General features: G+C 34.9%; 15 protein-coding genes. 3 read left to right on the top strand and 12 right to left on the bottom strand.

The features are described from left to right. Window positions 1–3: 3 nt before the first annotated feature. Window positions 4–1119 (top strand): ABC transporter permease, encoded by a 1116-nt coding sequence (locus U6A24_RS02055; RefSeq protein ID WP_324178271.1) that lies wholly within the window; start codon window positions 4–6, stop codon window positions 1117–1119. Window positions 1120–1212: 93 nt separating this feature from the next. Here U6A24_RS02055 and U6A24_RS02050 read toward each other — a convergent pair whose 3' ends face one another. Beyond that, a complete protein-coding gene (locus U6A24_RS02050) occupies window positions 1213–1416 on the bottom strand; it encodes a hypothetical protein (RefSeq protein ID WP_324178270.1) in 204 nt (67 codons plus the stop codon). Between the two features lie 154 nt (window positions 1417–1570). Continuing rightward, window positions 1571–3160 (bottom strand): vitamin K epoxide reductase family protein, encoded by a 1590-nt coding sequence (locus U6A24_RS02045; RefSeq protein ID WP_324178269.1) that lies wholly within the window; start codon window positions 3158–3160, stop codon window positions 1571–1573. A gap of 233 nt (window positions 3161–3393) precedes the next feature. Here U6A24_RS02045 and U6A24_RS02040 point away from each other — a divergent pair, with 233 nt between their 5' ends. Continuing rightward, a complete protein-coding gene (locus tag U6A24_RS02040; RefSeq protein WP_324178268.1) occupies window positions 3394–4194 on the top strand; it encodes a DNA/RNA non-specific endonuclease in 801 nt (266 codons plus the stop codon). Between the two features lie 9 nt (window positions 4195–4203). On the opposite strand, the gene rodA is transcribed toward U6A24_RS02040, so the two are convergent. The 6 genes from rodA to purH form a co-directional block, all read right to left on the bottom strand. Beyond that, window positions 4204–5457 (bottom strand): rod shape-determining protein RodA, encoded by a 1254-nt coding sequence (rodA, locus tag U6A24_RS02035; protein WP_324178267.1) that lies wholly within the window; start codon window positions 5455–5457, stop codon window positions 4204–4206. Then, window positions 5457–7328 carry a penicillin-binding protein 2 gene (gene mrdA / locus U6A24_RS02030; RefSeq protein ID WP_324178266.1) on the bottom strand — a complete coding sequence of 624 codons (1872 nt, stop codon included), beginning with the start codon at window positions 7326–7328 and terminating at the stop codon, window positions 5457–5459. The genes rodA and mrdA overlap by 1 nt, the downstream gene beginning before the upstream one ends. After that, window positions 7325–7834, bottom strand: a complete 510-nt coding sequence (locus U6A24_RS02025) for a rod shape-determining protein MreD (RefSeq protein WP_324178265.1) — start codon at window positions 7832–7834, stop codon at window positions 7325–7327. Before U6A24_RS02025 ends, mrdA begins: the two co-directional genes overlap by 4 nt. After that, window positions 7831–8652: a rod shape-determining protein MreC gene (gene mreC, locus U6A24_RS02020; protein WP_324178264.1), complete on the bottom strand. Its 822-nt coding sequence runs from the start codon at window positions 8650–8652 to the stop codon at window positions 7831–7833. The genes U6A24_RS02025 and mreC overlap by 4 nt, the downstream gene beginning before the upstream one ends. A 127-nt stretch (window positions 8653–8779) precedes the next feature. Continuing rightward, the gene (locus tag U6A24_RS02015; protein WP_024772404.1) at window positions 8780–9808 is read right to left on the bottom strand and encodes a rod shape-determining protein; all 1029 of its coding nucleotides are present in this window, start codon (window positions 9806–9808) and stop codon (window positions 8780–8782) included. A gap of 44 nt (window positions 9809–9852) precedes the next feature. After that, window positions 9853–11385, bottom strand: coding sequence for a bifunctional phosphoribosylaminoimidazolecarboxamide formyltransferase/IMP cyclohydrolase (gene purH / locus U6A24_RS02010; protein ID WP_324178263.1), 1533 nt, complete (start codon window positions 11383–11385; stop codon window positions 9853–9855). A gap of 151 nt (window positions 11386–11536) precedes the next feature. Here purH and U6A24_RS02005 point away from each other — a divergent pair, with 151 nt between their 5' ends. After that, complete coding sequence (locus U6A24_RS02005; RefSeq protein WP_324178262.1) at window positions 11537–12790, top strand: ABC transporter permease; 1254 nt, start codon at window positions 11537–11539, stop codon at window positions 12788–12790. A gap of 19 nt (window positions 12791–12809) precedes the next feature. Here U6A24_RS02005 and U6A24_RS02000 read toward each other — a convergent pair whose 3' ends face one another. From U6A24_RS02000 to U6A24_RS01985, 4 genes are all read right to left on the bottom strand, one after another. Next, window positions 12810–13247, bottom strand: coding sequence for a retropepsin-like aspartic protease family protein (locus U6A24_RS02000; protein ID WP_324178261.1), 438 nt, complete (start codon window positions 13245–13247; stop codon window positions 12810–12812). Beyond that, entirely contained in the window at window positions 13244–15808 is a 2565-nt protein-coding gene (locus tag U6A24_RS01995; protein WP_324178260.1) for a CHAT domain-containing protein, read from the bottom strand. The genes U6A24_RS02000 and U6A24_RS01995 overlap by 4 nt, the downstream gene beginning before the upstream one ends. Before the next feature lie 31 nt (window positions 15809–15839). Further along, window positions 15840–17816 (bottom strand): PKD domain-containing protein, encoded by a 1977-nt coding sequence (locus U6A24_RS01990; protein WP_324178259.1) that lies wholly within the window; start codon window positions 17814–17816, stop codon window positions 15840–15842. A gap of 103 nt (window positions 17817–17919) precedes the next feature. Continuing rightward, on the bottom strand, window positions 17920–19146 hold the full coding sequence (locus U6A24_RS01985) for a serine hydrolase domain-containing protein (RefSeq protein WP_324178258.1): 1227 nt from the start codon (window positions 19144–19146) through the stop codon (window positions 17920–17922). Window positions 19147–19261: the final 115 nt, after the last annotated feature.

The raw sequence follows: 19261 nt of genomic DNA, 5'->3' as shown, positions 1-19261 counted from the left end.
TTAATGCCAGAAACAAAATCAAACTCTTTAAGCACACTAGCGCTCCAAAAATTTAAAAAGAATTTTTGGGGCGTTTTGAGTTTTTACTTCATTATTTTCTGTGGGTTAATTGCGATTTTTGCTTATGTTTTGGCCCCTGATAATTCTCAGAATGCCAACCAAATGCACTTATCGATTCATTCAAAACCTCCCGGGTTTAATGTGAAAATGCTTACAATACCTTCTCAAAACTCTTATGATCAATCTTTTTTTAGTAAAGTTTTTTTTGGTGAAAAAAATACAGATACCGAAATCCCAATTGAACGATTTACTTTAAAAAAAGATGTTTTGAAGATATATCCATATAGCGAGGGCGAGATTATCGGGATCTCAAAAGAGATTCCCTTGCGTAGTTTTCCTGATGATCTTTCTTCAAATGAGATTATTGATACGTACATTAAGGATCAAAAGTTTATTTTGGGAACCGATAAATATGGAAGAGATTTACTTAGTAGAATGCTCGTAGGGATAAGAATTTCCTTTTCTATAGGATTTGTAGCGGTCCTAATTTCTCTGTTTCTTGGGATATCTTTGGGCGCCATTGCAGGATATTTTGGCGGAAAGGTAGACATTGCTATAATGTGGTTGATCAATGTAACCTGGTCTATCCCAACATTGCTTCTCGTTATTGCAATCACCTTGGCTTTAGGAAAAGGTTTTTGGCAGGTTTTTATTGCCGTGGGACTAACGATGTGGGTAGAAGTAGCTCGTGTGGTTAGAGGTCAGGTATTGAGTGTAAAGCAAATGCAATATGTTACTGCTGCACGAGCATTAGGATTTACTAATTTCAGAATTATTAGTAAACATATTTTACCTAATAGTCTTGCCCCGGTAATTGTTATTTCTGCAGCAAATTTTGCCGCTGCAATTCTCATAGAGAGTGGGCTTAGTTTTTTAGGAATTGGAGCACAACCACCCATGGCAAGTTGGGGGGCAATGATCAAAGATCATTATTCATATATCATTTTAGGAAAAGCCTATCTGGCTGTAATTCCGGGCCTTGGAATTATGAGCCTTGTAATGGCATTTATGCTTATAGGAAATGCTCTTAGAGATGCATTGGATGTGAAAGAGAAGTAATGCTCTCTACCAATAAATAAATATTATTACTATTAATATCACAAAAGGGCTCAGCAATTGAACCCCTTTTAATTTAGTTACTTTTATTTGATCTTAGAAACAATAACAACGACCATTTCTATATCTTCCTCCACTACTTGGACCTACTCCACATTGCCATTGTGCAGTTCCGCAACATTCGGGAGCGCTACTGGGATAGCATTGTTGCAAAATAGGAACTCTTCCTCCAGAAATCGATTTTTGATCTTTTTTCTCAATTTGCTTCGCGTTGTTCAAAGACAAAATGTTCTTTAACATAATTTAAGGTTTTAAGATTAAACTTAAATAAATATAGAGAAATGATTCTTTGACTTATGTTCTAATTGGGTTAATTAAAACATAATGTTTTGTTATGAAAAAGAGTATTTTGTTTTAGTAATTTGATGTTGATGGCCTGTATGCTTGAAATGATTTAAACTTCTACGGTGTGGCCATCCCCAGATACAGTTTCTGTATGTTTTTCTAGCATTATTCCTATAAAATGGAAAAACTCATTATACGTATACTTTTTGGGGTACGTTTTACCATTGATTACAGAGGCTGGAGTATAAGGAATATGATTAGAATTGGACCATTCTGATTGTTTGTGCAATACCTCTACATACATAGGATTGTTTTTTGGAGCATTATATTTTTTGATCCATTTGCTATAGGTTCTGTCTGCAAACCATTCAGAGTATGCTGCTATAAAACTTTCTGAGCCTTGATCATGATAAATTTCCATAAGCCTTAAGGCTATTTGAGTAGGTTCTGCATTTTGATCATCTAGATTTACACCCAAACGTATTACAATTTGCAATTTATCTCCCATAGCTTTTAGTACACGCGTATAGGCTTCAAAAGCGTCTTTACAATATCCGCACATTGGGTTGGTAAAACTTATTACCTTAAAATCCGAATTAGGGTTTCCTAAAACTATTTCATTGGTAAAAGTTGCAGTATCCGATACTTTATCGGATAGGCTTAACAAGTAATCAAATATTTGCCCATCTCTTTTAAACTGATTTAGTTTCATATTATCCGATCTATACTGTTTGTTTTCGGTCACTTTTTCTTTAGCAAAAAGATACATCAGGGTAAATAGTGCAGAAATCATTAAAAATGCGGGTAATAAACTTACTTCAAAAGTAAGCGGAAGCGCTCTTAGGGCAATTGCTGCCAATACCAAAGATATTGCTCCTATGGTGATGCAAATAGCACACCATTTTTTTATGATAAAACCTTGAGAGTAGATAGAGTATATTACAAATGGAACCCCGATTAGTGCAGGAACCAATAATATGCTCGTAAACCCAAAGAAAATTTGATAGAGTGTCAAAGAGCCAAAAAAAGCAATCCCAGCGTCTGATAAAGTAAAACCCTTAAACAGTTTTCCACTATTGTTATTAATAACATCTCCACAATTAGAGTTTCCAACAGAGGTACAGAATTGATGAATAGCTTGGGACTGTATACCTAAGCTTTCGCGAAGAGCAAAGAAGCTAAACACTAACCCTGCTGTAGAAACTAACAAAAATAATGCTTGATCCAGACTCCAAGACCTATTAATCAATGCAATTAACATACCTGCAGCCAAAGTGATCGCCAAAAATGTTTGAATAAATGAGCGGTTCGGAGCAAAACTTTGCTTAGCATTATACTCTACCGCAATAACTTTTGGAACCCAAATTTCTTTAAATTGCTCGAGACTGAACTTTTTTGAAGACAAACTTGTGTGGTTAATCTCAATATTACCTTTTTTTTTGGTGACGGCTACGATCTCGTCTTGTTCATCTTTTTTTACCAGAGAGACAAAGCTTTCAGGTAGTTGATCCAGGGCATCCACAGGCACCTCTACAGCGATATTATCAATATCAAAATAATCTAAGGTATCTGTGATCGATTGAAAACTTGGGTAATTTGGATGTATTTGAAGTTGAAGTTCTAGATCCTTCTTATCGTAATTGCCTATTCTGTTTTGAATGAGTACAGTTTCAACAATTTTTTCAATAGTATTTTTCATGTGTAATTAAGATGGTTTGTTGTGATTGTTATATAAATAACGTCTCTAAAATAAAAATTGAATACTCATAAATCTGATATTTTTTGTTAAATTTTTGAGTAACTTTTTCTTGTAAACAAGTATACTTTTGTTCCAAAAAATCAAAGCAAAGTAAAATAAGAAGGTATATGTGTGTATTCTTTTGGTGAATTAATATTTTTGCCTTTTAAAATTTCTCTTAAATAAACAATAAATTGAAAAGAAAGTATCTATACCCTGTATTGATTATCATTGTGACCATTGGTTTTTATTATATTGAAGAGTATCAAGGTGGTGACTGGTCGAATTCTACAGAAGAAACTATTGACAAATCAGAATTTGGATTCTATTATTTGCCTACATCTACCACAGGATCAATAATTGTTCATGATAATTATTCTTTATCCTATTCTGAAAAACACGAACAGGCCGAATGGGTTGCTTATGAACTTAAAAGAGAACATCTGTCTAATAACAATTTTAAGCGCCCTTATTTTGAAAAGGACGAAAAAGTAAGATCCAATTCTGCAGATTGGCGTAATTATAAAAACTCTGGATATGATCGTGGTCATTTGTGTCCCGCAGGAGACAGAAGGTATGATTATAATGCTTTTGAAGAAACTTTCCTAACCTCGAATATATCCCCACAAAATCATGAATTTAACAGTGGTATCTGGAATGAATTGGAGCAAAAAGTAAGATATTGGGCAAAGAAATATGATGGGCTTTATGTTGTTACTGGAGGTGTTTTGTCGGGAGATCTTAAATCTATAGGTTACGAAGCTGTATCGGTACCCAAATATTTTTACAAGGTGATTCTAAAAGGAGGTGCCGAAAACCCAAAAATGATAGCATTCTTGATGCCTCATCAAAATTCGAATGCGCCATTAAAAGAATTTGTAGTGCCAACAGATAAAATTGAAGAGCTTACAGGTATTGATTTTTTCTCATCCCTAGAGGATACTATCGAAAAGAAACTAGAAAACTCTTCATCGATAAGTGGTTGGAAATTTTAGAAAGATTTACTACCACTCATTTACACGATTCGAATCCAATTTAATAAAAATAAACAATAGAATAGTGAATCCCCAAAGTCCCGATCCACCATAGCTAAAAAATGGTAGAGGGATACCAATGGTTGGGATTAAACCAGTTACCATGCCTATATTAATGGCAAAATGGATAAAAAGAATTCCTACTACACTATAACCATAAACTCGGCTGAATTGTGATTTTTGACGTTCTGCCAAATGAATCAACCGAATAAGCAGTAAAATAAAAAGAATGACTACCATAGTAGCTCCTAGAAACCCCCATTCTTCACCAACAGTACTAAAAATGTAATCGGTATGTTGTTCGGGCACAAACCCACCTTTGGTTTGGGTGCCTTCTTTCCATCCTTTTCCTGTCCAACTACCACTACCAATGGCAATTTGACTTTGATTTGTATTGTACCCAATTCCTTTGGCATCGACTTCTTTACCCAAAACGATGTTAAATCTATCTCTATGCCTTTGTTCGAATACGTTATTAAAAATATAATTCACTGAAAAACAAAAACCAGTGATGACTATAAGAGCTAGGATAAATCTTGAATACTTGGGTTTTTGTTTCCTGTTTTTGATTAAATAAAAAATCATAACAGCAGCAATAACCAAAACAACCCATATAGGCTTAAAAAGTAAGGTAAGAATGAACAAAGCAGCTGCTGAGGCCCCAACAATAAGATAAATAGCAGCAAGACCTTCTCTGTATAGGGGGAAAAAGAAAGCAGCATATACCAGGGCGCTTCCCGGATCCGGTTGGGGTACAATAAGTATAGCTGGCAAAACTATGATTAAAAATGCTCTTAATTGGTGACTTAGCAACTTGATATTAGTTTGCATATCACTTAAAAATTTGGCTAGGGCTAACGCAGTACATGCCTTTGCAAACTCTGAAGGTTGTAATCGTACTGGTCCAAATGCATACCATGATGTTGCTCCAGAAATTGTTTTTCCAAAGACGAAGAGACCCAAAAGAGAAAGTATGGCAATTACATAAATAAGGCCGGCAAAACGTTCATAAAATTTTACTTCGATAGCCTGTATGATAATAATAAGAACAACACTTAATAAAATCCAGTAAGCCTGCTTGACATAGGCTTGAGAAAAATCTGAAAAAGAAAAGGTTTCACCTTCATAAGAAGCAGAATAAATATTGGCCCATCCAAAACCTACCAGCAACAAAAATAACAGAACCGTTATCCAGTCAATAGCGGCAACACTTGATTTTGCCATTATTGATTAATTTTAAAAGGTTCGCCACTATAGGGTTTGGCATATTCTTCTTCAAGACTATGTGTAAGTACCCATTCTTCTAGATCTGTTCTGGTAATAACTCCTTTTAAATATTTTTCGATCATTAAAGAAGCAATTCTTCCGGCATATCGGGCTCCCCAATATCCATTTTCTACAAATACAGCCATAGCTATCTTGGGGTTATCTTTTGGAGCAAATGCCACAAAAACAGAATGATCGGTAAGTTGAGTTTTTACTCCATCTATTTTGGTGAAGTTTTCAGCCGTTCCGGTCTTTCCACAAATATCTATTCCTTCTACTTGAAGGAAACTTGCCGTTCCTTTAGTGTACACCTCATGCATACCTTCAACTACAGGTCCAAAATGTTCCTTGTCTATTGTGGTTATTTTGGGTTTTGTATAATTCTCATTTTCTATGGGTACACCGTCAATTGCTTTAATAATATGTGGCGTGTAATAATGTCCTCTATTGGCAATTGCGGCAGTCATATTAGCCAATTGAATTGGAGTCGCCAAAACTTCCCCTTGTCCAATAGAGTTGGATATTGTTCCAGTGGCATACCATTTATAAGTGGGGTATTTATATAATCTGTTATAATATTTTGAGTCTGGTACTTTTCCCGGTCTACCGGCCGAAAGGTCATTCCCTAAATAATTACCCAATCCAAAGCTTTGTACATGTTTTCTCCAGGTATCTATCCCTTTTTGTGGAGTTTCATATTTTTCTATGATTCTTCTATAGACTGTTGCAAAATAAGCGTTACAGGAATTTGCAATTCCCGGGATCATGTTTAATGGACTTCTATGGGCGTGACATCCTAATTTCTGACCTCTTTTTCCATAATAATATCCCATTCTGCAAGAAACACTTTCTCTGGTGTCGATTACTCCTTCTTGCAATCCAATTAAAGCATTAATTGTTTTGAAAGGGGATCCTGGGGGATATTCTCCTTGCAAACCACGATCAAAAAGTGGCTTTGCAATAGTGTCGTAGTATAATTTTGTGAAATTTGGAGATCTTTTGCGTCCTACGAGCAATTCAGGTTTATACGTGGGGGCTGTTATCAATGCGAGAATTTCTCCAGTAGAAGGTTCAAGGGCTACAATACCTCCACGTTTGTTTTTCATGAGTGTTTGGCCGTAAGCCTGTAATCTACCATCTATAGTAATGGTAAGATCCTTTCCGTTTACTGGAAGCGTGTCAAATTTTCCATTTTTGTAAGGCCCAATATCTCTATTAAAACGATCTTTTTGAATTCGTTTTACACCTTTGATGCCTCGAAGTTCTTTTTCATATTGTTTTTCGACACCATCAATACCAATAAGATCTCCTGAAAGATAATAGGGGTCTTTTTTTATTAAAGCCTCATTTACTTCGCCAATATAACCTAATACATTAGCGGCATGAACAGTTTGATAATCTCGAAGAGATCGCTTCTGAATATAAAAACCTTCAAACTTACGCATCTTTTCTTGCAGATATGCATATTCATCTTTGGTTAACTGTGGTATGACTATAGATGGAACTCGTGGAGAGTAGGATCGAGCTTTTTTTAGTCTTTTTACAAGCTTATCCTTTGTTATGTTTAGAATTGAACAAAATTCTAAGGTGTCAAATGGTTTTAATTCCCTTGGGATTACCATTACATCATATGAAGGTTGATTGGTGACCAATAATCTGGCATTACGATCATAGATCGCACCTCGTTGAGGATAATCATAAATTACTTTTATTGCATTATCTTCAGAAAGAGATGCAAAGGACGTATTGTATATTTGCAAGTAAAATAGCCTTGCAATAAATACAATTCCGGTGGTTATAATAATGAGATACAATAATAACTTTCTCATGAATCACTTGTTCTTCTAAATAATACTAAAACCAGCATGGTTACAATAATGGTGAATAAACTGGAAAATAACGTTTTTTTGACTATTAATAGTATGTGAGAGAAGTTAAAAATTTCTAATGAAAAAAGAACAATGTGATGTGTTAAAACCATAAGGGTAACATAGGCGAGTTTTTCTCCAAAGCCGATGTTACTTAATTTCACCGTTTGGAATTCATAACTAAGCCCAAAAACGGTTCGTAACGCTACAGGACGAAAGAATGCAATGACTAAACATGCTGCTGCATGTACACCTCCAGAATCACCAAATATATCTAATGTTAATCCTAGGATAAAGCTTATAAATAAGAAAAGACTTTTATTAATGTTAAGAGGAGCTAAAAGAATAAAAATGATATAGATATACGGATTGAGATCACCCAAAAAGTTTATATGATTGAGTACCAGAACTTGTGCCAAAATCAAGAGGATAAATCGTCCTATATGTAGTAGGGTATCTCTATTCATTGATCAAGGTTTTCTAAGTTTTTGATTTCGTTAGCGTCATTATTCTTAATGGTATATACAAAACCAATATCGGTCATGTCGTTAAAGAGCTTAACATCGATTAGATAATAACTCTTGTTTTGGTCCAATGTATAATTTACAATAGTACCTATTCCTATTCCCCTTGGGAAAATAGTTGAGCGGCCATGTGTAATAATGGTATCGCCTTCTTTTAAAACAGCTTGTCTAGGTACCGTTTCTAACTGAACAATATTAGGGTCTTTTCCGTTCCAGATTAAAGAACCGTATTGATTTGATTTTTTTAAACCCGCGTTGATTCGTGAATTACTATTAAGAATAGAGATAACTCTACTGTAATTTTTTGAAGTATTTTCTATAATGCCAACGATTCCTTTGTCTGTAATTACTCCCATATCGGGGAAAACACTATCTTTTTCTCCTTTGTTGATAAGGATATAATTGTCAATCTTACTATAATCGTTTTTGATAACCCTGGCTTTTGTATATGAATAGGGTTTGTCAAAAGAAATCGTATCCGTGTATTTTGTGCTAACAGAATCTACTCCCAACGAACTTACAAGATTATGAAGTCTTTCATTTTCCTCGAGTAATCTTTGGTTTTCTTTTCTAAGTCTAAAATAATCACTAATGGAATGTTGCCACCCATATATTCCTCCGCTTAGAAAATTAGTAGAACTTATAAATTTACTTTTGTGGTAAGAATGAGATTGAATTGTGAAAATTAATGATAAAAAAAGAAGCAGAAGAAATAGCAATGAATGCTTATTTCGTATTAAAAAATTAATAATCTGCTGCATTTTTGGATATGGTTATTTCTTTGGTTAAACGTTATAATCAAAAACAAAATTATAAGATGCTTAGACACATCAAAGCAGGATAACGTAAAATAAGAAATTTCGGTATAATAGAAGAAGTGTTTTTTTACTACTTTATTAATACACTTTTATATCTATTTAGGTTTTTTAATGTAATCCCTGTTCCTCTTACTACGGCTCTCAATGGATCTTCAGCGATATAAACAGGCAAATCTGTTTTTTGCGATAACCTTTTATCTAATCCTCTAAGCATAGATCCACCACCTGCAAGATATATTCCTGTATTGTAAATATCTGCAGCAAGTTCGGGTGGGGTTTGTGATAATGTTTCCATTACGGCATCTTCAATGCGTAGTATTGATTTATCCAGAGCTTTTGCCATTTCTCGGTAAGAAATCTGTACCTGTTTTGGTTTTCCTGTCAATAGATCACGTCCCTGAACATTCATTTCTTCAGGAGGTAATTCAAGATCCTCGGTGGCTGCACCGATCTGAATTTTTATTTTTTCTGCGGTACGTTCTCCAACATATAAGTTGTGCTGTGTACGCATATAATAAATGATATCATTGGTGAATACATCTCCTGCAATTTTTACAGACTTGTCACAAACAATTCCACCAAGGGCTATCACGGCAATTTCTGTAGTTCCACCACCTATGTCAACGATCATATTCCCTTTGGGTTGCATGATATCAACCCCGATACCTATGGCTGCGGCCATAGGTTCGTGGATTAGGTATACTTCTTTTCCATTTACGCGTTCGGCACTTTCTTTTACCGCTCTCATTTCAACCTCTGTGATTCCTGAAGGAATACAAATCACCATACGTAGGGCAGGAGCAAAGATTTTTTTCTTTAATGCAGGGATGTCTTTGATAAACATGCTTATCATTTTCTCACTGGCATCAAAATCGGCAATAACTCCGTCTTTAAGGGGGCGAATCGTTTTTATATTCTCGTGGGTTTTTCCTTGCATCATAGCAGCTTCTTTTCCAGCTGCTATAATTTTTCCGGTCATAATATCCCTGGCAACAATAGATGGGCTATCAACTACCACTTTATCATTATGAATTACTAAAGTGTTAGCGGTACCTAAATCTATTGCGATCTCTTCGGTAAAGAAGTCAAAAAATCCCATAAAAAGTCAAAAAAAGGGGTTAAAATTTCGTAAATGTAATAAAATTAATGTTTAAAATGACGTGTTCCTGTCATAACCATTGCAATTCCGTTTTCATCACAGTAATCGATGCTGAGTTGATCCTTAATAGAACCTCCTGGTTGAATTACTGCTTTTATACCAGCTTTGTCGGCCAACTCTACACAATCCGGGAACGGGAAAAAAGCATCACTAGCCATTACAGCTCCATTTAAATCAAAATTAAAGGAAGAAGCTTTTTCTACAGATTGTTTCAAGGCATCAACTCTTGATGTTTGACCAGTACCGCTAGCCAATAATTGTTTTCCTTTGGCAAAAACGATAGTGTTAGATTTGGTGTGCTTACAAATTTTTGAAGCAAACAAAAGATCTTCAATTTGCTCTGTGGTTGGAGCAACTTTTGTTACGGTGTTTAAGCCATCTTTGGCATCTGTTTTAAGATCTTTGTCTTGAACCAAAGCACCATTCAAACAAGAACGCATCTGTGTTTTGGGTAAGTCAATATCTTTTTGAACCAAAAGAATTCTGTTTTTCTTTCCTTTCAAAATTTCTTCGGCATCACTACTAAAAGAGGGAGCAATCACTACTTCACAAAATAGTTTATGAATTTCTTCTGCGGTTGCTTTGTCTATTTCGGTATTACTAATTAATATTCCGCCAAATGCAGAAACAGGATCACCAGCCAACGCATCGACATAAGCTTGAAGAACGGTTTCTCTTTGAGCTAATCCACAAGCGTTATTATGTTTAAGGATGGCAAATGTTGGTGCTTCTCTTTGAAATTCGTTCATTAAATTAACAGCTGCGTCTACATCCAAAAGATTGTTGTACGATAATTCTTTACCATGTAATTTGTCGAACATTGCATCAAAATCACCAAAGAAAAATCCTTTTTGGTGCGGGTTTTCTCCATAGCGCAATACCTTACCTTTGGTTTCACTTACTTTAAGCGCCGGAATCGAATGATCTTCATTAAAATAATTAAAAATGGCAGTGTCATAGTGAGAAGATACATTAAATGCTTTTGCTGCAAAACGTTTGCGATCTTCAATAGAGATATTTCCATTTCCTTCAGAAATAACAGCTAAAAATTCTGCATAATCGTTTACTGATGCTACACAAGTAACATCTGCAAAGTTTTTGGCTGCAGCTCTTATTAATGATATTCCTCCAATATCAATTTTTTCAATAATATCTTGTTCAGGTGCACCAGAAGCAACTGTTTTTTCAAAAGGATATAAATCCACAATTACGATATCGATCTGTGGAATTTCATATTGCTCAAGCTCTGCAACATCGCTATCGTTATTTTGGCGATTTAATATTCCTCCAAATACTTTAGGGTGAAGCGTTTTTACTCGTCCGCCCAAAATGGAAGGATACGAAGTAACGTCTTCTACAGGAATCACATCGATACCTAAATCTTTAATAAATTTTTCGGTACCTCCTGTAGAATAAATAGTAATGTTAAGTTCGTCTAATTTTTTTACGATAGGTGCTAATCCGTCTTTACTAAATACAGAAATTAACGCGGATTTCGCAGTTTTTGTGTTGCTCATGAGAAATTTTAGTTAGTAAAACGCAAAAGTAGCAATTTAGTATGCAATTAGACAACGAATTATGTGTAATTGTTTGAAGTAAATTGTAACAAAAATATAAGGAAAACGTCCTATCTTTAGAATATATAAAATAGTACACAAAAAATAAGGCATGCTAATCTATCTTCGAGTACTAAAAGAGAGTTTCAATTTTGCAATAAATGCGCTTAGAAATAACAAATTACGAACTTTTCTTTCGTTGCTTGGTGTAACAATTGGAATTTTCTCAATAATTGGGGTACTTGCTGCCGTAGATTCTTTAAAACAAGAGATTAAAGGTAGTATTAGTTCTCTGGATAATAGTACAATATATTTGATGCGTTTCTCTTTTGGACCTACAGATGTGCCACAGTGGAAAAGAGAGCAATTTCCTGATGTAACTTTTGATGAATATCAATATATCAAACGCACAATGCCTGATCTCAAGGCGGTAACTTTTTCGTTGAATGTGGCGCCCGAAACTATAAAGTATGAGGATGAAACGGTAAGTAATGTTCAAATTGCTCCTGTAACCAACGATTACTATGATATTGAAGAATTACAGGTAGTAAAAGGGAGGTTTTATAATGAACAAGAATCTGTTTCTGGGGCTCCGGTTATTGTTATTGGAGACGAAATTGCCAATAGTCTTTTTGGAAGCGCAGATCCTATAGGTAAAAAAGTTAGGTTGTACGGTAGAAAATTTACTGTAATTGGAGTGCTTAAGAAAGAAGGAACAGGTCTGTTTGGAAACTCCAAGGATACTATGGTAATGGTACCTGTGAATTTTGTGAGACGAATATTTGGGGATAATAATAAGGCTTCATTTCCTGGTATCATAATCAAACCCGAATCTGGTATCGACGTACCAGAATTTGTAGCTTCTTTAAAACAAAAAGTTAGGGCATATCGAGGTTTAAAACCTGATGAAATCGATAATTTTTTTGTAAATCAATTACAAGGGTTTACTGATTTTATTGATAATATTACAGGAACCATGTCTACTATAGGTGGCTTTATCGGGATGTTTTCATTACTGGTTGGAGGGTTTGGAATTGCCAATATTATGTTTGTAAGTGTCAAAGAACGAACTAATCTTATTGGGATTCAAAAAGCCCTGGGTGCCAAAAGAAAGTTTATACTGTTTCAGTTTTTATTTGAAGCTATCATTTTGGCTATTTTTGGAGGCCTGATTGGTCTTTTTCTTGTATGGTTAATTTCTTTGCTGGCTTCTCAATTCACAGGCGATTTTCAGTTTATACTTTCTGCTTCTAACATGTTTTGGGGCATGTTTTCTGCCACTATTATTGGTTTGATTGCAGGGATTTTACCCGCAGTATCAGCTTCAAGACTGGATCCTGTAGAAGCCATTAGAACAGGAATGTAATTTATGGACTTTTATGCCTTTATTTTAAATATAAACACATTCTTTCATAATCAATAACGGCTTTTCCTCTTTTTAAAATGTCAGCACCGATAATTCCGTCTACTGGTTCTGCTTGGTGAGCTATTAAGGCAGCATTGACATGGTTTAGATCAAATAAGATAAGAGATACTCTGTTTCTTGACCAAGTTCCTATTTTAATAGAATTCTTTTTCGAAAGTTGTGTAAGCATATCAGTAGCACCTGCACCTGCTGCTTTTACATCGCTATCTTGAGCAAAGAGATTGAATTTATCAACGGCTTCAAAACCTACACATGAGTTTGATGCGCCAGTATCCACGATAAAGTTGCCTTCAACACCGTTTAGTATGGCTTTAACTTCAAAATGATTGGTTTTGGTAAGGACTAATTTTATGCGATGATATTCTTTTTGGATCAAAAATTTTCTAAGTGTACTCATTTTTTTTGTTGAAGAAACTTGCGTAAAAGTAGTGCAATTAATATGAATAAAACAATACCCATGTAATACCAAACATAATTTAGTGAATCAAGTTGTTCTATTCCCCCATAATATACAAATGCTGCCCAGTAATACGGTGATTTTTGTATGTTCGAAATATCTTCAGCTTTAAGATAATCTAGTTTTGCCTGGTGCAACGAATATCCTTTTGCATTTGACTTTTTTAGGTTTTGATAAAATTTTTCCATTACCACAGAAGTTGTTTTATCATTAACTTTCCATAAAGAGAATAAAACATTTTTCACTCCAGCATATTGAAACCCCCTACTTATACTTATTGGGCCTTCTCCTTTTATCAATTTACCGACTCCTGTTTCACAAGCACTTAAAACTATTAAGTCTGCATTAAGGTTCAATGCATACAATTGATTTACCAGAATGTCTTGATTTCTAAATTTTATAGATGCGGGCTTAGAGAAACTCCCAGATTGGGCATGTGTCGATAAATGAATAATTCCATGTTTTTTATTATTACTTTTCTGAACGAATGTATCATAAGTGGCTTGCTCTTTTTCAATAAACTCTCCATCAAAGTGCTTCTGGATTTTAGTATTTTCGATTGATGAATGAGGGAGCTCTAAATCTGTGTTTTCAAAAATCGGAAACACCCCTAGAACGGTATTTTTATTGAGCCTTGCCTCAGATGTTCGCAGGTATTTACCAGCAGAAATCTCATAACTTGTTTCGATTGATTTTAACAAGAAAGGCATCTTGTTGAAGCTTATACCATTTATATGCTCGATTAATAGAGCTTCGAAAGGAATAAAATACAAGAGGCCATCAGGTATAATTAAGAGGTTTTTTGAATGGATAGGAATTTTGAGAAGCTCGAATGTTTTTATCGCATTTTTTATATACCTCGGTATATCATTTGAAATATTTGAAGGGCTGTCATAAAAACCAATGTGCTCTTTAATTGTTACTTTAAAATCATCTGTATTCTCAATCTTTTTTATGTTGAAGAAATCCGAACGAATCTCAAATTGGTAGATATTGCGGTTGCCATAGAAGTATTCGATCAAAGTCGCTTTGTCTTTTGTTAGCTTTTTTTGAAGTTCCTCAAGAGAAATCGTTTTTTTTGGATGTATGAGTACTGGGTATTTGTCCTGAAGAGCTTCTGTGGTTTTTTTAAGATCAATTGATTTTGAAGCATGAACTTTTACCCATTTTTGAATTTGGCCAATATTAGCGCTACTACCCTTTATTTTTTCCTTTATAATTAATGTTTCGTAAAACGATAATTCAGAGTCAATTTTGTTTTTTGTTCTGATTAAAGAATCATTTTTATACTGGGACAGTATTTCTTTGGATAACAAGGCTTCTGTTACAATGGGAGCTTTAGAGTATTCAGAAGCTTGAAAAGCATGTTCTATAAATGTTTTATTCTTTTCAGAATGATATAACGAAAATAATAGCTCAATGTAGTTTTCGGTTCTATTGCGGTTTTGACTGTGTTGAAGAATTTTAGTCTCCTGGAGTGGATACAAAATGTTAAGTTTTTCGTTTACAGAAAACGCAAGATTAAATGCCTTGATGGCTTTATAGGGTTTGTGTGTTTGTTGATATACATACGCTTGGATATCCAGTGATTTTAATAAAACTTTATCTGCGATGAGGTTTTCTTCTGTAGGGAGTTCATTCTTTTCAGAATAACCTGGAAGAAGGGAAGCATAAATATCATTTAGACTTTTTTGAACTTCTTCATATTCCAATTTGGAAAGCAAGATATCAATATAAGCCAAGTTCCATTTTGCAAAGGATCTTGCAGTCGTGCTTTTATTTTTTAATAGTTGTGATCTTGCTTTAAGAATATATTTTTCGGCAGTATGAAGTTGTTTTTTTTCAAGAGCAATTGCTGCAAGAATTTTATAAGCATTTATCTGGTTTGGGTCAATTTGCAGAACATTATTAGCTTTTTCTTGAGATTGTTCTAGGTCACCAGTTTCCAAATAGTTCGTTGCAAGATTGGTGAGGATGTTGATGTTATTTGGATCAATACGTAGGCCTTTCTCGAGTATTGCAAAAGCCTTGGTGTAATTGGATTGATTATTGTATGCAATAGAAAGATTGATGATGGCTGAAATTACTTTAGGTTCATTTTGGGATTGTTCTGCGAGATAGAGATAGTTTATGATCGTATTTTCGGCTTTTGGCAGATCTCCTATTTTAATATACAAATTGCCTAATGGCTGCAGGCAGTTTTCAATAATGTCATAGTCAGATAGTTTTTTTTCATAAAATAGTTGCCATGCTTTTTCATAATAATGAATCGCCGAAGAGATGCTTCCAAATTGAGAACGATAATATCCCAAATTACAATGTACTATTACCCAAGCAAGCTGATCGGACTTTGTATACAGCTGGTCTTCTTTTGAAGCTATGGTTTTGCTTAGTTTTAATGATCCCAACGATGTGGGGTTGTGTAAAAACAGATCCAATTGTTTGTACAAAAAGTCAGAGGTATTGGTTCCTTGCCAAGAAAAAACGGTAAAGTTACCCATGAAAACAAAGATACAGCTGTAGATAAGTAATTTAAAATTTCCAAATTCCATATAACTGAATTTGACTGTTGGGAGCATCAAAATTATAGACGTATCGTACTCCAAGACTGGGTCCTATTCTTACAGTGCCCAGGTTCATTCCTATAAAGATACCGGCCTGCGTATTTATGAGACTATTTGTAATTCTATCGGTTTCAAAAGAGTCCAGATCTGGATTTGGGTTAAGGTTGCCATTCCCGTCAAGAAGGAAAGCCTGCCCGGTGGTTTCCTGATCATTTTTACTTGTCATATCCATTTTTAATTGTAGCCCCGTTCCCATTGCAAAAAAATTATTGAAATTATATCGCAAGGAAGCCGGCACGGCATAAACAGTAATATTGTGAAATTGATTTAATTCTGAAAATTGTATAACAGTTCTTGATCCGTCTGCGTTAACCGTAGAGGTTTCAAAATTTCGAAGTTCATCGTAGGATCCAGAAGATAACATCAATTCTGCCTGGTAATAGGCACGATATGATTTAAAAGGGGATAGGGTTGCACCTATAAAATATTCTCTCTGATTATCTAGTTCTGGAGTGCTAATATATCCAGCTTTTGCGCCAATCGATATGCCAGGCATGAACCTGGTAGTAGCATAATTGGTGATTATAGGTTCGTTTTTGTCAAAGTAAATTGCCGTGCGACTTTTGGTTTTCTTCTTATGAAAATCCTTGGCAAACTTCATTGAATATTTTACAAACCCTTTGGTAGAATCTATTTCCTCGACATTCTTTTGTTCGCTTCCAGGAAGATAGATTTTATTGAATTGAAAGATGATTTTATCTTTTTGTAAAATAGTATCAAGGCAACTGTAGTTTACTTCCTGTTCTTTTGGGCAAATAGGGCAATCGGGATACATGCCATCTATCCTAAGTGTAGATTTGTCAAACATATCCGGAATATCTGTTTCTAATCGAATTGTATTCGCAGGTCCTTCTCCATTATTCTGAAAACGAATTTTGAATTTAAGTCGTTTAAATCGAACAAATCGATAATTCATGAACCAACCGTTGGATGACATTTTATTGGGATCATGTGATGTCACAATCTCCATTTCGGTATCCTTTACGGTGTGGTTGTCAAAATTTTCGTCGGGCACATAAACACTTCGTAATGTTACAATGGCACTTGTGTCTTTTATCATTTCAGGAGTGGTTCTTAGTGTCCTGAAGATGTTTCGCTCTTCTCCCGGCTGCATGTCATCAAAAGCAATGACTTGATAACTGCGGTATAATGCTTTTGATTCTTCAAGCGTGAGGGGTAAATTTCTTCTTTTGGTGGTATCCTGTGCAAAAAGTGTTTTGTTTTGAAGAAAAGAATTTGAAGAAGAGGCCAGCAATGTTTGGTCATCGTTTTCTCCAAGTACTTCAGAAATTCCTTCTAACGGAATAATGCGCTCACCATGATGCAAGCGAGTATCTTCTATGGTGAAATTATCATTCTTGAATTGATTGTCGTTATAGAACAGGTATAGTTTTCCACTGGAAGCGTAGTTGTTATTGTTTTTATAACTAGTGATCAACACCATTTCCTGATCTGGAATTGGTTCACGGTTTCGTTTCAGTATTAGGTCTTCATTTTCGACAAAGGGTGAAATATTCTCAACCGATGCTTCATCAAAATTACTTGAGATTGTAATTGATTTTGGTCGACTTTTTGGTGGTTTGCCGTTATCATAATTATTGGTTGCCCACAGTTTTGTTTTGTAATTACCAGGTTTATTAAAAGTATGCGTCGGATTTTTTTTGAAACTATAGTTTCCATCTCCAAACTCCCAATAATATGTGTAATAGGCTTTAGGTGCGCCAGCAATTTGATTTAGGGCAGGCATTTTTGCTCCAAAAGTAACCCTGTTGCCCTCTATCTCATGGGTTATCGAAGCAATCCTTAAAGTATCATTGCTTTGAATTTGTGACAAGCTCAAGAATGGGATTAATACCCCAAAATAAAATAGTATGATGCCCCTCATGATTTTGTTTCTTGCTATTAAAGATAAGTAAAAGTTAAATTATCAATTTCCGGAAGGGTTTACCTCCCGGAAATGTAATAAGATTTATAAGAGATCTCCTAAATTATGGTTGTACCCATGCAGCATTATAAGCGTTGTATATCATTTGACGTAGGCTCGTGGTATTTTGCAGAGTCACACCTTGAGAATTCATCACGATCACACAATCCACTCTGTTTGATGGAAACATTACAATTTGTGTTCTTACTCCTTGTGAAACAGTTGCATCGCTACTTGTTCCAATGGATCCTGCTTTACCGTAATAATTTCCATGAATTTCATCGGCGGCATCTTCAGTATCCATACCTAATCGGTGTAATTTCATTTGATCTCTTTGATCTTTGGTAACTAACACTTCGGTCTGCTCGAAAAATGCATTTACTTTTGCCATTTCTAATGTGGTCATAAAATAACCGCCTCCGCCAGATTTGTTGTTCCAGCTACCATAATATTGGCCGTTGGTATTTGTGTTGGAATCATTTGCATTGTAATACAAGGTTGAAGTTTCTCTATCTTCAGGAACGCATCCTACCAAGGGTAAAGAAAGTCTGTTAAAAATATTTTCTTGCATATATAGCAAATACATGAATTGGGTATTGGCATCATTTTCAATATCAATTGCGTTATTGCTAATTGTACTCCATAAAGATGGAATAAGAACTCTGTACAAGGCAAAGTTTACATTCAAATAATTTCGTGTTTTTGAATTTACCACCCCGGTTTCAATACAATCTTTTAATCCGTCGTATCCCAAGGTCGTATCAAAGTTATTGTTGGTGCTTTGTAATCCCGATTCATGTTTTAATAGGTCTTTAAAACTAAGTTCGCTCACTCCTGGCCCTTGTGCCCAAGAATCGGGTAGCCAATCTGTTATTTTATCTTCTATTGTAAGGTCATTTGCTTCTAATAACTGCATTACGGCAATGGCGGTATAAAATTTGGTTACACTAGCCACATTGATTTCTTTGTTTAGAGTGAAGTCCGTGGCCCCATCGGCCGATGTTCTCGCTTGTCCGTAAGCATTAGATCGGGCCAGATTGCCATTTTTACTAATGGTATATGCCCAACCTATAGGGCTGTCTCCCCCAGCTTCTATATAATCAATCAAGTTTTGCTCAAAAAGATCTAGGTCAAATACAGGGCTATTGGTTTGAAAGTCATTGATGTCATTGTCGGTTTCGCAACTTGTAAACGAGATTAATGAAAAAGTAGATAATAATACGTTAATCATGATTTGTTTTACGAACCTACTTTTTTTCGGTAAAGTAAAGATGTTATTTTTTGTTGTCATGAGTTTTTATTTTTTTTGCGTTACACCTCTATATCAACAAGAGTGTTTTTTTGTTACCTACTTTTTGAAACTTTTTCCAAAAAAAAAATCCGGAAGAGAAAACTCCTCCGGAAAA

The sequence above is a fragment of the Aquimarina gracilis genome, assembly GCF_035285365.1.
GTDB lineage: Bacteria > Bacteroidota > Bacteroidia > Flavobacteriales > Flavobacteriaceae > Aquimarina > Aquimarina gracilis.
The sequence above is the reverse complement of the archived record's forward strand: the minus strand, read 5'-3'. Positions and strand labels throughout refer to the sequence as shown.